16 protein-coding genes and 1 pseudogene are annotated in these 13,832 nt (G+C 71.4%); 5 read left to right on the top strand and 12 right to left on the bottom strand.

The window, feature by feature from the left end:
• Positions 1-76: 76 nt before the first annotated feature.
• From O9K63_RS16165 to sigE, 3 genes are read right to left on the bottom strand one after another with little or no spacing between them, the layout of a single operon-like run.
• Positions 77-466, bottom strand: coding sequence for a hypothetical protein (locus O9K63_RS16165; protein WP_277239535.1), 390 nt, complete (start codon positions 464-466; stop codon positions 77-79).
• A gap of 3 nt (positions 467-469) precedes the next feature.
• Positions 470-1,870: a S1C family serine protease gene (locus O9K63_RS16160; RefSeq protein ID WP_277239533.1), complete on the bottom strand. Its 1,401-nt coding sequence runs from the start codon at positions 1,868-1,870 to the stop codon at positions 470-472.
• 22 nt (positions 1,871-1,892) lie between these two features.
• Positions 1,893-2,525 carry an RNA polymerase sigma factor SigE gene (gene sigE, locus O9K63_RS16155; RefSeq protein ID WP_277239531.1) on the bottom strand — a complete coding sequence of 211 codons (633 nt, stop codon included), beginning with the start codon at positions 2,523-2,525 and terminating at the stop codon, positions 1,893-1,895.
• 90 nt (positions 2,526-2,615) lie between these two features.
• Between sigE and O9K63_RS16150 the strand changes: the two genes are divergently transcribed.
• Complete coding sequence (locus O9K63_RS16150; RefSeq protein ID WP_277239529.1) at positions 2,616-3,269, top strand: O-methyltransferase; 654 nt, start codon at positions 2,616-2,618, stop codon at positions 3,267-3,269.
• Between the two features lie 50 nt (positions 3,270-3,319).
• On the opposite strand, the gene O9K63_RS16145 is transcribed toward O9K63_RS16150, so the two are convergent.
• The 5 genes from O9K63_RS16145 to dapE form a co-directional block, all read right to left on the bottom strand.
• Entirely contained in the window at positions 3,320-3,676 is a 357-nt protein-coding gene (locus O9K63_RS16145) for a hypothetical protein (protein ID WP_277239527.1), read from the bottom strand.
• 152 nt (positions 3,677-3,828) lie between these two features.
• Positions 3,829-4,005 carry a DUF3117 domain-containing protein gene (locus O9K63_RS16140; RefSeq protein WP_185990436.1) on the bottom strand — a complete coding sequence of 59 codons (177 nt, stop codon included), beginning with the start codon at positions 4,003-4,005 and terminating at the stop codon, positions 3,829-3,831.
• Between the two features lie 107 nt (positions 4,006-4,112).
• A complete protein-coding gene (locus O9K63_RS16135) occupies positions 4,113-4,394 on the bottom strand; it encodes a DivIVA domain-containing protein (RefSeq protein ID WP_277239523.1) in 282 nt (93 codons plus the stop codon).
• Positions 4,391-5,110: a TIGR00730 family Rossman fold protein gene (locus O9K63_RS16130; protein WP_277242342.1), complete on the bottom strand. Its 720-nt coding sequence runs from the start codon at positions 5,108-5,110 to the stop codon at positions 4,391-4,393. The genes O9K63_RS16135 and O9K63_RS16130 overlap by 4 nt, the downstream gene beginning before the upstream one ends.
• A gap of 61 nt (positions 5,111-5,171) precedes the next feature.
• Entirely contained in the window at positions 5,172-6,248 is a 1,077-nt protein-coding gene (dapE, locus tag O9K63_RS16125; RefSeq protein ID WP_277239521.1) for a succinyl-diaminopimelate desuccinylase, read from the bottom strand.
• A 602-nt stretch (positions 6,249-6,850) separates the two neighbouring features.
• Here dapE and O9K63_RS16120 point away from each other — a divergent pair.
• The 3 genes from O9K63_RS16120 to O9K63_RS16110 are packed head-to-tail and all read left to right on the top strand — an operon-like array spanning position 6,851 to position 9,062.
• The gene (locus tag O9K63_RS16120) at positions 6,851-7,216 is read left to right on the top strand and encodes a helix-turn-helix domain-containing protein (protein WP_277239520.1); all 366 of its coding nucleotides are present in this window, start codon (positions 6,851-6,853) and stop codon (positions 7,214-7,216) included.
• A 38-nt stretch (positions 7,217-7,254) separates the two neighbouring features.
• Positions 7,255-8,187 carry a 2,3,4,5-tetrahydropyridine-2,6-dicarboxylate N-succinyltransferase gene (gene dapD, locus O9K63_RS16115; RefSeq protein WP_277239519.1) on the top strand — a complete coding sequence of 311 codons (933 nt, stop codon included), beginning with the start codon at positions 7,255-7,257 and terminating at the stop codon, positions 8,185-8,187.
• Positions 8,188-8,189: 2 nt separating this feature from the next.
• A complete protein-coding gene (locus tag O9K63_RS16110; RefSeq protein ID WP_277239517.1) occupies positions 8,190-9,062 on the top strand; it encodes a hypothetical protein in 873 nt (290 codons plus the stop codon).
• 103 nt (positions 9,063-9,165) lie between these two features.
• On the opposite strand, the pseudogene O9K63_RS16105 reads toward O9K63_RS16110, so the two are convergent.
• The 3 genes and pseudogenes from O9K63_RS16105 to fdxA all read right to left on the bottom strand — a co-directional run bounded on the left by O9K63_RS16105 (position 9,166) and on the right by fdxA (position 12,092).
• Positions 9,166-10,448: pseudogene (locus tag O9K63_RS16105) on the bottom strand (citrate synthase).
• 141 nt (positions 10,449-10,589) lie between these two features.
• Complete coding sequence (dapC, locus tag O9K63_RS16100) at positions 10,590-11,750, bottom strand: succinyldiaminopimelate transaminase (RefSeq protein WP_277239515.1); 1,161 nt, start codon at positions 11,748-11,750, stop codon at positions 10,590-10,592.
• 15 nt (positions 11,751-11,765) lie between these two features.
• Complete coding sequence (fdxA, locus tag O9K63_RS16095; protein ID WP_277239513.1) at positions 11,766-12,092, bottom strand: ferredoxin; 327 nt, start codon at positions 12,090-12,092, stop codon at positions 11,766-11,768.
• A gap of 22 nt (positions 12,093-12,114) precedes the next feature.
• Here fdxA and O9K63_RS16090 point away from each other — a divergent pair, with 22 nt between their 5' ends.
• Positions 12,115-13,143, top strand: a complete 1,029-nt coding sequence (locus O9K63_RS16090; RefSeq protein ID WP_277239511.1) for a GNAT family N-acetyltransferase — start codon at positions 12,115-12,117, stop codon at positions 13,141-13,143.
• Between the two features lie 99 nt (positions 13,144-13,242).
• On the opposite strand, the gene O9K63_RS16085 is transcribed toward O9K63_RS16090, so the two are convergent.
• Positions 13,243-13,815, bottom strand: coding sequence for a 4'-phosphopantetheinyl transferase family protein (locus tag O9K63_RS16085; protein ID WP_277239509.1), 573 nt, complete (start codon positions 13,813-13,815; stop codon positions 13,243-13,245).
• Positions 13,816-13,832: the final 17 nt, after the last annotated feature.

Raw genomic sequence — 13,832 nt, 5'->3', positions numbered from 1 at the left:
CGGTCGTCATCGGACCATGGGCGTACGAGCCGGACCGGGGCCTGAGTCGGGCGCCCTACCCCCGCGCTACGTGCGCTCAGGTGGCCTCGGGGTCCCAGGGAGTTCCGGCCGCGGTCCGCGTCGCGGCAACTGACCCCGTCGCGTCGGGCGTGGCGGCCGCCCGCGGTGCAGCCGTCGTCGTGCTCGGCTTGTCCTCGAGGCTGAAGGCGTCCTCGAGGGGCTCCATGAGCGCCTGCTTGACGATGCGCCGGGGGTCGTACTGGCGCGGGTCGTACTGGCGCCAGTCCAGGTCCTCGTACTCCGGACCCATCTGGTCCTTCAGCTGCGTCTTGGCGTCGTTGGCCATGCGGCGCAACTGCACGACGAACCGCGCGAGCTTCGCTGCGTACTCCGGCATGCGCTGGGGACCGAGGATGATGAAGGCCAGAACGATGAGGAGGATGAACTCCCAGCCGTTGACTGGCATCGCCTAGTTCTCCTCCGCCGCTTCGAGCGTCATCGTGAGCTCGCGCTCGTCACCGTCCCGCAGGACCTTGAGAGTGACCTTATCGCCCACGGCCTGGGCGCGGATGCGCACCACGAGCTGGTCGAGGTCGGTGACCCGCCGGCCGTCCATCTCGATGATGACGTCACCGGGCTTGATGCCCGCCTTGTCCGCGGGACCGCCCGGCACGACCGAGGGCTGGTCCCCCGGCATGTCACTCTCCTCGATGACCTTGGCGCCCTCGCCCTGCCACCGCCGGTCGAGGGAGACGCCGATGATCGGGTGCTGCGCCTCACCGCTGCTGATGAGCTGGTCGACGGTCCGCACGACGACGTCGGAGGGGATGGCGAAGCCGAGGCCGATCGAGCCGGAGGCCGACATCTGGCCGGGAAGCTGCGCGATCGCGGTGTTGACGCCGACGACGTTGCCGTCGCTGTTGAGCAGCGGCCCACCGGAGTTGCCGGGGTTGATCGCCGTGTCGGTCTGGATCGCGGAGATGTAGGACTCGTCGCCGCTCTCGCCGGCTGCGACCGGTCGCTCCAGCGCGGAGACGATGCCGGCGGTGACCGTGGAGCCGAGGCCGAGCGGGGACCCGACGGCGACGACCTCGTCGCCGACGACGACCTCGTCCGAGCTGCCGATCGCGAGGGGCTCCAGTCCCTGGGGGTCGGCCTTGAGCACGGCCAGGTCGTACGCGGAGTCCCGGCCGACGACCTCGGCGCTGCGGCGGCTGCCGTCGCTGAGCTCGATGCGCACCCTGCCGGAGCCGCCGGCGGCCTCGACGACGTGGTTGTTGGTGACGATGTGGCCCTGGTCGTCGTAGACCCAGCCCGAGCCCGTCCCGGAGCCGCCGGAACCGTTGACGCGGATCGTCACGACGCTCGGGACCGCGTCGGCGGCGATGGCCGCGACCGACCCCTCGGGCCGCTCGGCCTGCTCCCCGTCACGCTGGACGATGGTGGGCCCGCCGCCGCTGCCGTCGTCACGCATGTCGGTGACCAGTCCGCCACCGATCCCGCCGATGGCACCGGCGATCAGGGCAGCGGCCAGAGCGAGTGCCCCCGCACCGAGCCAGCCCGGTCCGCGGCGCCGGTCGGCGGACGAAGGGGGTGTCCCGGGCGAGCCCGGGTACGGGTACCCCTGCGAGGGGCCCTGCTGGGCATACCCGTGGTGCGGCTGTCCGTAGGCGTCGTGGGCATACGGGTCCTGCCGGGTCTCGTCCCACCACCCCTGCTGGCCACCGGTGGAGCCGCCCTCGCCGTGGGCCTGCGACGCGCCCTGCTCCTGCGAGCCGAGCGAGTCGTAGGGCAGGTACGGGCCCGACGGCATCGGCCCGGTGCTGTCGTCCCGTGGGGTCGGCTCGTCACCCTGGTGCGGAGAGCTCATGCTGATGATTGTGCCTTGTCGGTCACAGGGTCCCGGTCACCGGGCGCGCGAGCGGGAAGCCCGAGCCGCCCCGCCGGCGCGACTCCGTGCGCGGCGCGCGCGTGGTGGTCGGCTCGCGGTGGCTGAGGCTCTCGCGGAGCATGGCCCGACCCCGGTGAATGCGTGAGCGGACGGTCCCGAGCTTGATGTCGAGTGCCGCGGCGACCTCCTCGTAGGTCAGGCCCTCGACGTCGCAGAGCACGACGGCGGCCCTGAACTGCGGCGGCAGCGCATCCAGCGCGCGCTGGATGTCGGCGTCGAGGTGGTCCCGCAGGACGATCTGCTCGGGGGTGGCGGTGCCGCTGTGCAGCAGGGCGGCGAAGTCATCGGTGAGCGAGTCGAAGCGCAGGCGCTGCCTGCGCCGGGCCTTGTCGAGGAAGAGGTTGGTCGTGATCCGGTGCAGCCATCCCTCGAAGGTCCCCGGCACGAACCCGTCGAGGGAACGGAAGACCCTGATGAAGACGTCGTGCGTCAGGTCCTCGGCCTCGTGGGTGTCGCCCGTGAGGCGGTAGGCGAGACGGTAGACCCTCGCCCCGTGGTCCTCGACCACCTCGCTCCACGTGGGCTGGACCCACTCGTCCCCAGCGCGATCGGTGGTCTCGGCATCGAAGGTCACCGACCCATCGTCATGGGCGAACCTGACAGAAGCCTGTGATGTGCCTGCGCGGACGGTGGGCCGTGCGCAACCGGACTAGGGTGGGCTCCCATGACCGCCGCGCAACTGACCAGCCTTGCCTACGCCGAGCAGTTCGTCCCCGAGGACGACGTCGTCGAGGCGGCCCGTCATGCCGGCACCGAGCTGGGCGCGCCGCCGATCGGCACCGGAGGCGGTGCTGCTCTGCGTCTGCTCGCCGCCGCCTCCCAGGCGCGTCACGTCGTCGAGATCGGGACCGGAGCCGGGACCTCGGGGCTCTGGCTGCTCGCCGGCATGCCCTCCGACGGTGTGCTCACGACGATCGAGCTCGAGCCGGAGAACGCCGCGCGCGCCAAGAAGTCCTTCGCCGCCGCCGGCATCGTCGGCCATCGCACGCGGGTCATCAGCGGCCGCGCCCTGGACGTGCTGCCGCGGATGAACGACAACGCCTACGACCTCGTCCACATCGACGCGGACAAGGAGGGCTACCCCGACTACGTCGAGCACGCCATCCGGCTGCTCCGCCCCGGTGGCGTCATGGCCATCGACAACATGCTCTGGCACGACAAGGTCGCCGACCCCGCGGTCCGCGACCAGACCACGACCCTGCTGCGCAACCTCGGCAAGCAGCTGCGGGAGGACGAGCGACTCGTCGCCAGCCTGCTGCCCGTCGGCGACGGGATGCTCGCCGCCGTCAAGCGACACACGGGGGCTCACGGTCGCTGAGCGACCCGCGCCCCCGTGACCCCCCGAAAGACCTCGGGTGGCGTGCTCGGTCAGGCGGTGCCCGGGCCGGGGCCGCGGCGGAACTGGGCGGGCCCCTCGGCGATGGCCACGACCTCGAAGGGCTCGATCTCGATCGGGGCCGAGCCGATGATCTTGCTGCCGGCGGAGTCGGCGGCCGTGGTGGCGAAGTCGGCGCAGAACTCGTCCCGGTCCTTCGCGGCCTGGAAGATGTAGGTCCCCTCGAACCACTCCCCCTCGCGCATCCGCCACGTCTTGAAGGCCAGTCCGTCGAGGAACATGAAGTTGGCCATCGAGGTCCCGACGACGTACTCGCGCAGCTGCTCGGCCACGCCCTGCGGGGCCTCGGTCAGTGACCAGCGGACGGTGAGTCCGTATCCAGCGTTCATCGTTGTCCCCTCGGCTCGGTGAGCCTGCTCAGCAGTATCCGGCCAACGTAACCAGTCGCGCCCGTGCTGGGCAGCCCCGTGTCATCATCCGAACGTCCCCGGGCACGAGGGAGCCCCCCGGACCGACCGGTCCGGGGGGCTCCGTGCAGCAACTACTTCTTCAGGCCGTCACAGTTGTCGATGGCCTCGCCGAGCTCCAGGACCTCATCGGGCTTCATCTCGACGACGAGGCGACCGCCACCCTCCAGGGGCATGCGCAGGACGATGCCGCGGCCCTCCTTGACGACCTCGAGCGGACCATCCCCGGTACGTGGCTTCATTGCCGCCATGTGTGCGTTCCCTTCGAATTCATACGTGGTCGGCACAACGCCAACCACCCGACGCCCTCGCGTCGACGCTGCTCCCATTATCCACCCCGCCGCATCGGTAGGCCTAATCAGGGTCGACTGGTGTCCCGCCCCTCGCTCTCCAGATCGGCGATGCGCTGCTGGAGGCGATCCATGACGTCGTCGACCTGGTCCATGCGGTAACCGCGCAGTGCGGTGTCGAAGGTGACCTCGGCGACGTCGCCGGACCGGATGGTCCCGGCGGGCAGCCCGTGGTGCGGCGTCGACGTGACCGGGTCGGCCATGGGGTCGGGGGTGAACCGCCCGACGACGACCGCCGCGGTCGCGACGGCCACGAGGACGGCGACGACGATGAGCAGGACCCAGATCATTCCGGGTTCGTCTGGTCGGGGGCGATCCGACCGGAGCCGTCCTTGAGGTGGCGCACGGCTGCCTCGCAGTCGTCGGTGACGATGAGCCGGTCGAGGTCGCCCTCGCTGATCATGCCGCCGCTCTCCACCGAGTGGCGCAGCCAGTCGAGGAGACCCGACCAGTACTCGACGCCGATGAGCACGATGGGAAAGCTCGTGACCTTGCCCGTCTGCGCGAGGGTGACCGCCTCGAAGACCTCGTCGAGCGTGCCGTACCCACCCGGCAGGACGAGGAAGCCCTCGCTGTACTTGACGAACATCGTCTTGCGGGCGAAGAAGTAGCGGAAGTTGATGCCGAGGTCGACGTACGGGTTCAGTCCCGCCTCGAAGGGCAGCTCGATGCCCAGGCCCACGGACGTGGCCCCGCCCTCGCGGGCGCCGCGGTTGGCCGCCTCCATGGCCCCGGGGCCCCCACCGGTGATCACGGAGAACCCGGCCTCCGCCGCGAGACGACCCAGCTCGACCCCCTTCGCGTACCACGGGGAGTCGACGGGGGTGCGGGCGCTGCCGAAGATGCTGACCGCCGGACCGAGCTCCGCGAGGGCACCGAAACCCTCGACGAACTCCGCCTGGATGCGCAGGACGCGCCACGGGTCGGTGTGCAGCCAGTCGGCGCGGCTGCGGTCGTCGAGCAGCCGCTGGTCGGTCGTGGTCTTCGGCACCTCCCGGCCCCGCATGACGACGGGGCCCCGGTGGTACCAGCGTTCGCTCTTGCCCTGGGGTGTCACGGTCGCGACACTACGCGAGCCACCGGAGCACGGCCTCCTCGGATGCGACGATCTGCTCGACCGGGCAGCGCTCCTCGTCGTGGTGCGCGAGATTGGGGTCACCGGGCCCGAAGTTGACCGCCGGGATGCCCATCGCGGAGAAGCGCGCGACGTCCGTCCAGCCCTCCTTGGGGCCGACGGGCACGTCGAGCGCCGAGACGAAGGACCGCGCGGCGGGCAGGTCCAGCCCCGGGCGGGCGCCCTCGGCCAGGTCGCGCACGTGCAGCTCGCGCCCGGGCAGGACCGTCCGGACGTACGCGAGCGCGGCCTCACCGTCCTTGTCCGGGGCGAAGCGGTAGTTGATGAGGACGCTGCAGCTGTCGGGGATGACGTTGCCGGCGATGCCACCGGTGATCCCGACCGCCTGGAGTGCCTCGTGGTAGTCGAGACCGTCGACGTGGACGGTCTGCTCCTCGTGCGCGGCCAGGGCGGCGAGGACCTCGTGCGCGTCGTGGATGGCGTTGTGGCCGTTCCAGGGACGGGCGGAGTGGGCGGCGATGCCCTTGAGCTGCACCTCGACGCGCATGGTGCCCTTGCACCCGCCCTCGACGGCCGCGTTGGTCGGCTCCAGGAGCACGGCGAAGTCCGCCTCGAGCAGCTCCGGGTCGGACCGGGACAGCAGCGCGAGGCCGTTGTAGACCTCGTCGATCTCCTCGGCCTCGTAGAACAGGAAGGTGATGTCGCGGCTCGGCTCGGGAAGCAGCGCGGCCTTGAGCTGGACGGCGACGCCACCCTTCATGTCGACGGTGCCGCGCCCCCACAGCACCTCCTGCCCACCGATGTCCTCCCGGCGGACAGGGAGGTTTGCCGGGTCGCTCGTGAGCGGGACGGTGTCGAGGTGCCCCGCCAGCACGACCCGCTCGTCACGACCGAGGTCGGTGCGCGCGACGAGCGTGTTGCCGCGACGCGTCACGGTGAGGTGCGTCAGCGGGGCGAGAGCGTCCTCGATCGCATCGGCGATGGCCCCCTCGTCACGGCTGACGGACTCGATGTCGCACAGCTGCTGCGTCAGGGTCACGACGTCCGCGGTGAGGTCCAGGCTCGGCATGCCGCCACCTTAGGGTGTCCCACCCCGAGTGCGTCCTCGTGCGCTGCCGCCGATGGCCGGTCCGGCCCCTCCGGTCCTGACTCAGCTGATGAATCACGAGGGCAGCGATGGCGAAGACGAGCGCGAGGGCGAGGGCGAGGGCGAGGGCGAGGGCGAGGGCGAGGGCGAGGGCGAACCCCAACGGGGCATCGGCGATTCACCTCGTGATTCAGGACCGGAGCCCCTGAGCACCCGCAGATGATCGCGCCGACCTGCACGCTCCCCACCCCTGCCGTGACCTGCATCCCGTCCACAGGGGGGCAGCACCTCCCGATTCGACCTGACCACCGCAGCGAAGATCGAGCATGGACGCAGACCCCCCTCCCACGGGCATCGATGATCCCGGCTTTGGCGACGACATGGACTGCCCGATGCCGTGCGACCGGTGTCAGGAGCTGGCACCCCATGGCTGTGAGGACTGCTTGGACTGCCTCCTCTGGCCGGAGGCCGTCCCCCCTCGTGCCACACAGATCCCTGCACCACCCGGCCGGACCGCTCCGACCATGTTGGAAGGCCTCCGCCGTCACAGGGAGCGACTCGACGTCGGAGCGCGGGTGGGACTGGTGAGCCGCCGCTTCCGCCGCGAGCGCGGGCTCAGCCAACGTTCCCTCGCAGAAGTCATCGGATGGAGCCAACCGAGTCTGCACCGGGCCGAGCGCGATGCGGCACCGTTGTCCCTCCACCGGGTCGAGTCGTTCCTGCGGCACCTGGGTTACCGGCTGGCCATCGTCCCGGCGGAGTCCGGTGTCGCAACACCGCTCGGTGAGGACGCCGACGAGATGTGGGGCGCACCCGACCTCATCGCCCGTGACGCGGCCGGACGGCGGCTGCCGCCCCACGGGCAGGTCACCTGGAACTCGGTCCTCGACAGGCGTCTGCACGCACCCCTCGTGAAGCACGAGGCCGAGTGGACCTGGCAGCGACCCTGACAAAGGGCCGGGAGGAGTGGGTCTCGTAGGATTCAGCCATGACGACGACCCGCACTGCCTGGGCCCATGGAGTGGCCACCGTGACCACCGACGGAACCGTGCTCGACACCTGGTACCCGGAGCCCCGGCTGGGCGAGGTCCCGGAGGGCGCGACGGCGCCCGAGGAGCTGCTCGCCATCGCCGGCGAGGACACCGCGCGCGGCGTGCGGATCGAGGTCGTCACGGTGAGCATCGACCTCGACGCCGCGCCGCAGGGCGCCTCCGACGGGTACCTGCGCCTGCACCTGCTCTCCCACCGCCTGGTCCAGCCCAACTCGATCAACCTCGACGGGCTCTTCGGCCAGCTGGCCAACGTCGTGTGGACCAACCACGGCCCCTGCGCCGTCGAGGGATTCGAGGCGACCCGCGCCCGGCTGCGCGCCCGCGGCCCGGTGCAGGTCACGAGCATCGACAAGTTCCCCCGCCTCACCGACTACGTCACCCCCACGGGCGTGCGCATCGGCGACGCCGACCGCGTGCGCCTGGGTGCCCACCTCGCCTCCGGCACCACCGTGATGCACGAGGGCTTCGTCAACTTCAACGCCGGGACATTGGGTACCTCCATGGTCGAGGGCCGGATCAGCCAGGGCGTGGTCGTCGGCAACGGCACCGACATCGGCGGCGGCGCCTCGACCATGGGCACCCTCTCCGGGGGCGGGACCGAGCGGGTCTCCATCGGCGAGCGCTGCCTCGTCGGTGCCGAGGCCGGCATCGGTATCGCGCTCGGGGACGACTGCATCGTCGAGGCCGGGCTCTACGTCACGGCGGGGACCAAGGTGGCCCTGCCGGACGGGTCGGTCGTCAAGGCCGGGGACCTCTCCGGCCGCAGCTCCCTGCTCTTCCTGCGCAACTCGCTCACCGGCGCCGTCGAGGCCCGGGACCGTGCCGGCCACGGCATCGCGCTCAACGACGCGCTGCACGCCAACGACTGACCGTGCCCCGCTCCCGACCGGCCCCCGACGACAAGCGCGGTCGCCGCTGGGTACCGGCGGTCGCGACCCTGTGCGTCGTCGGCCTCCTGTGCACCGCCGGCCTCTGGTACGCACGCGACCGCATCGGTCTCTTCCTCGGGGAGAAGTGCGAGGCGACCGCGCTCGGCGAGACCGTCAGCTTCGCCCCCGACCAGATGAACCACGCGAGCACGATCGTGCTGCTCGGCGTCAAGCGCGGGCTGCCCGCACGCGCCGGGTCGATCGCCGTCGCCACCGCCATCCAGGAGTCGAAGCTGCGCAACCTCACCTACGGTGACCGCGACTCCGTCGGCCTCTTCCAGCAGCGGCCGAGCCAGGGCTGGGGCACCGTCGACGAGCTGCAGGACCCGGTCTACGCGACCAATGCCTTCTACGACGAGCTGACCAGGATCGACGGCTGGGAGGGCATGCGGATCACCGAGATCGCCCAGGAGGTGCAGCGCAGCGCCTACCCGGAGGCCTACGCCGACCACGAGCACGAAGGGCGGACCATCGCCTCGGTCCTCACCGGCCACTCCCCGACCGGCCTGGTCTGTCGCCTCGAGGAGCCGACCGGGCCCGGACGCCCGGACACCTTCGTCGCCGCGGTCGCCGAGCAGACCGGTCAGGAGGCCACGGCCGAGGGACAGGTCATCTCGGTCCGGGCGAGCGACGAGCGGCTCGCGTGGGCGGTCGGCGCCTGGGCCGTGGCCCAGGCCAAGGCCCGCAACGTCCGCTCCGTCCAGGTCGGCGACCGCCGGTGGACCCGGGAGATGGGCGATGGCGCCATGTCGTGGGGTGACGCGGACGAGGCCGTACCCGCCTCCGAGGTGCGCGTGACCCTCCACGGGGGCTGAGCCCGCACGACCCAGCCGGACCGCGGTGTCCGTGCCGTGGTCGCGCAACGCAGCGGCCCCCTCCACCCGTGGGGGCGAAGGGGGCCGGTGCGGTTGCGCGTGGTCAGCGGTTGTCGAGGTCGACGTAGTCGCGCTCGGTGGGGCCGGTGTAGATCTGGCGCGGACGGCCGATCTTGGTGGCCGGGTCCTCGATCATCTCGCGCCACTGGGCGATCCAGCCCGGGAGACGACCGATCGCGAAGAGGACGGTGAACATCTTCGGGTGGAACCCATGGCCGTGTAGATCAGGCCGGTGTAGAAGTCGACGTTCGGGTAGAGGTTGCGCTCGACGAAGTAGTCGTCGGCGAGGGCGACCTCCTCGAGCTTCATGGCGATTTCGAGCTGCTCGTCGCCGCCCATCTTCTCCAGGATGGTGTGGGCGGTGTCCTTGACGATGGCCGCACGCGGGTCGTAGCTCTTGTAGACCCGGTGACCAAAGCCCATGAGGCGGACGCCGTCCTCCTTGTTCTTCACCCGCTTCATGAAGGTCTCGGCACCGTCGTCGGAGGCCTGGATCTGCTCGAGCATCTCCAGGACCGCCTGGTTGGCGCCGCCGTGGAGCGGGCCGGACAGGGCGTGGATGCCCGCGGAGACGGAGTTGAACATGTTGGCGTGCGCGGAGCCGACGAGACGCACCGTCGAGGTGGAGCAGTTCTGCTCGTGGTCGGCGTGGAGGATGAACAGCTGGTCGAGCGCCTTGACGATCTCGGGGTCGAGCTCGTAGGGCTCGGCCGGGAAGCCGAAGGTCATCCGCAGGAAGTTCTCGGTCAGGCTCAGCGAGTTGTCCGGGTACAGGAACGGCTGGCCGACGCTCTTCTTGTGCGCGTAGGCCGCGATCGTCGGCAACTTCGCCAGCAGGCGGATGGTCGAGATCTCGACCTGCTCCGGGTCGAAGGGGTCGAGGCTGTCCTGGTAGAAGGTGCCCAGGGCGGAGACCGCCGAGGAGAGCACCGGCATCGGGTGCGCGTCGCGCGGGAAGCCGTTGAAGAAGGCCTTGAGGTCCTCGTGCAGCATCGTGTGCCGGCTGATGCGCTCCTCGAAGTCACCCAGCTGGGAGGCAGTCGGCAACTCGCCGTAGATGAGCAGGTAGGCGACCTCGACGAAGGTCGACTTGCTCGCCAGCTGCTCGATCGGGTACCCGCGGTAGCGCAGGATGCCGTTGCCGCCGTCGATGTAGGTGATGTCGGACTTGCAGGCCGCGGTGTTGACGAAGCCCGTGTCCAACGTGACGTTGCCGGTCTCCTTCAGCAGTGTGGAGACGTCGTATCCGTCGTTGCCCTCGCTGGCCTTGACGAGCGGGAAGGTCAGGTCCTTGCCTGCGGCGGAGAAGGTGGCGTCATCGGTCATGAGGTATCAGCCCTTCGTTCGTGCCGTGCCGCGGAGGCGGTGGCCCCGGGCATGCGATTCTTCTCCGAAACTACCTCAGCCGTGGGCCGGGTCACCACGCGGGTACGAGGGGTGGGACGTGGGTGGGGGGAGGTGCCGCCCCTACCGCTGCGCGGACAGGCGGGCGGCCGCGGCGGCGATGTGCTCGTCGGTGGCGGTGAGCGCGATGCGCACGTGCTGCTGGCCCGACGGGCCGTAGAACTCACCAGGCGCGGCGAGGATCCCGCGCTCGGCGAGCCGGTCGAGCGTCACCCGGCAGGGCTCGTCGGCGCTGGCCCACAGGTACAGCCCGGCGTCGGAGTCGTCGATCCGCAGGCCGAAGCCCTCGACGGCCGGGCGCAGGACCTCACGCCGGGCCCGGTACCGCTCCCGCTGGGCCGCGACGTGCTCGTCCTCGGAGACCGCGGCGAGCAGGGCGCGCTGGACCGGCCACGGCACGATCATCCCGACGTGTTTGCGCACCTCGAGCAGGCGCTTCACCAGCGTCGGGTCGCCGGCGACGAAGGCCGCCCGGTACCCGGCGAGGTTGGACTGCTTGGACGTGGAGTAGACGGCGAGCAGCCCCTCGTGGGAGCCACCGTTGACGCGCGGGTCGAGGATCGACGGTGTCGTCGGCAGCTCGGCGTAGGACTGGCCGCGCTCCTCCTCGGAGCGCCAGTCCAGCTCCGCATAGCACTCGTCGGACGCGAGGACGACGCCCCGCTCGCGCGCCCAGGCGACGACCTTGGCCAGGTGCTCGACCCCCAGGACCTTCCCGGTCGGGTTGCTCGGGCTGTTGAGCCACAGCAGCTTCGGCGCGCTCGACGGTGTCGTCGGGCCGAAGGCGGTGGTGGCGTCCGCGGCGAAGGACGTGGCCCCGGCGACCCGGGCGCCCACGTCGTAGGTCGGGTAGGCCACGGTCGGGAAACCGACGACGTCACCGGCACCGAGACCGAGCAGGGTCGGCAGCCACGCGACCAGCTCCTTGGAGCCGATCGTCGGCAGGACGCCGCCCGGGTCGAGGTCGGGCACCCCGCGACGCCGGGCGAACCACGCGGCGACACCCTCGCGCAGGTCGGGCGTCCCCCACGTCTGCGGGTAGCCGGGGGCGTTCGCGGCCGCGATCAACGCGTCCTGCACGACCTGCGGGGCGGGGTCGACGGGTGTGCCGACCGAGAGGTCGACGAGCCCCTCACCCAGGGCGGGGTCGCCGGACGAAAAGGATCTCGCCCGCGCCTTGGCAGGAGCGAGCGAGTCCCAGGGAAACTCAGGTAACGAGATCACCGTGAGCAGGGTCCGTCACTCATCGTGCTCCTGCGGGGGCAGGGCGGCGATGATCGGGTGGTCCTTGTCGATCATGCCCATCTTGGCGGCGCCACCGGGGCTGCCGAGGTCGTCGAAGAACTCGACATTGGCCTTGTAGTACTCGGCCCACTCCTCGGGGGTGTCGTCCTCGTAGTAGATCGCCTCGACGGGGCACACGGGCTCGCAGGCGCCGCAGTCGACGCACTCGTCGGGATGGATGTAGAGACTGCGCTTGCCCTCGTAGATGCAGTCGACGGGGCATTCCTCGATGCAGGCCTTGTCCTTGAGGTCCACACAGGGCAGCGCGATCACGTACGTCATGCAGCCCATACTATGTGCCCCCATGAGCGATCTGTTCCGGGGTCTCACCTCAGGGTCCAGGGCAGTCGTGCGCACCCGGATCGAGCCGCCACCGGCCGACGGACCGCAGCTGACCGACACCGTCGGCGAGATCGCCGCGCTCGACGAGGAGAGCGTGCGGATGACCACGCGCACCGGCGAGGTCACCCTGCGCCGCGACCTCGTCGTCGCCACCCGCGCCATCCCGCCGCGGCCGACCCGTCGCGGCGCACCCCACCGGGCCATCGGGATCGAGGACCTCCACCTCGTGATGACCAAGGGGCAGCCCGGCAGCACCCAGGCCTGGCTCGGCGAGGAGCGCGAGGGCTGGCTGCTGCGGGCCGGCCACGGCTGGACCGGGCGCTCCAACTCCGCCCTCCCCCTCGGCGACCCCGGGCTCCCGCTCCCCGACGCGGTCGACGCGGTCGACGCCTGGTACACCGAGCGCGACCTCACCCCGCTCGTCATGCTCCCCCGCCCCCGTGGCGCAGGCACCGGCGACGACCCGCTCGGCCGGCTGCTGCTCCAGCGCGGCTGGACCGAGGGCCACCCCGCCGACGTCCTCACCGGCCGCACCGACACCCTCCTGACCGGGTCCGCGCCGGCTCCCGAGGGCCTGACCCTGCACGCGAGCGAGCACGTGGACGAGACCTGGCTGGCGGGTTCCCCGCCCCGCCTGCAGCAGCACCATGACGCGGCCCGCGAGATCCTCGCCCTGCCGCCGCACCAGGTCTTCCTCACCGCGCAGGACGGCGAAGGGGGGACCGCCGGCGTCGTCCGCGTCGCCCTCGCCGACGGCTGGGCGGGGATCTTCGGTCTGCACGTGGCACCCGGGCACCGCCGCCGCGGGGTCGGGAGGTGGCTCACGCTCGCGGCCGCGCGCGCGGCCCGGGAGAGCGGGGCCTCGCTGACCTATCTGCAGGTCGAGCCGTCCAACGAGGCCGCCCAGCAGCTCTACCGGGGCCTGGGCATGCAGCAGCACCACGACTACGTCTACCTCGCCCGAGGCGCCTCTCCCCTCGCAAAAGCCTAGGCTCCTGCAACCCCACCGGGCCGACTCCCTTCGCAAAAGCCTGGGCTCCTGGGACCCACCGGGCCGACTCCCTTCGCAGGAGCCCAAGCTCCTGCGACGTCAGGGCCACCTGCCCGCGGCGAGCTGCTCGAGGGCCGCGGCGGACTCGTCGAGGTCGTGGGTCACGACCACCGGCTGGTCCGGGCCGGCGCAGGCGAGCGCCGCGAGGTACCGGGGCCACGGCGCCGGGACCATCAGCGAGGCCACCGGCGCCTGCGGCGCGGCGCCCGCCTTGAAGAGCGCCTCCCGCACGACCCAGCGCGCCACGTCCTCACCCCGGTCGACGGACTCGACGTCGACCCCGACCGCGACGTCCGCCGTCCCGACGAGGACGAGCGGACCGGCGTGCGCGACGCTGACCCGCGCTCCGGCGACCCGGGGCGCGCCGTGGGGCGCGCCGCAGTCGGTGCACGTGCGCTCGACCGTGACCGATCGCGGCTCGACCCCCGTGGCCGCCGCGACGGCGACCCGCAGCAGCACCGCCCCGAGGGCGAACCGACCGCGGTCCCCCGCGCGGTCCATCCGCTCCAGGCGCTCGAGCTCGCGATCGTCGAGGAAGGCGAACAGTCGCGCCTCCGCAGAGCGCAAGTCGGCCCACCACAGGTCCACGACCTGACCATCTCGCACGGCCATGTTTCCTCCGGGTGGTG

This window comes from Janibacter cremeus (assembly GCF_029395675.1).
In the GTDB taxonomy this organism is placed as follows: domain Bacteria; phylum Actinomycetota; class Actinomycetes; order Actinomycetales; family Dermatophilaceae; genus Janibacter; species Janibacter cremeus_A.
This window is presented reverse-complemented; position numbering and strand designations above follow the sequence as displayed.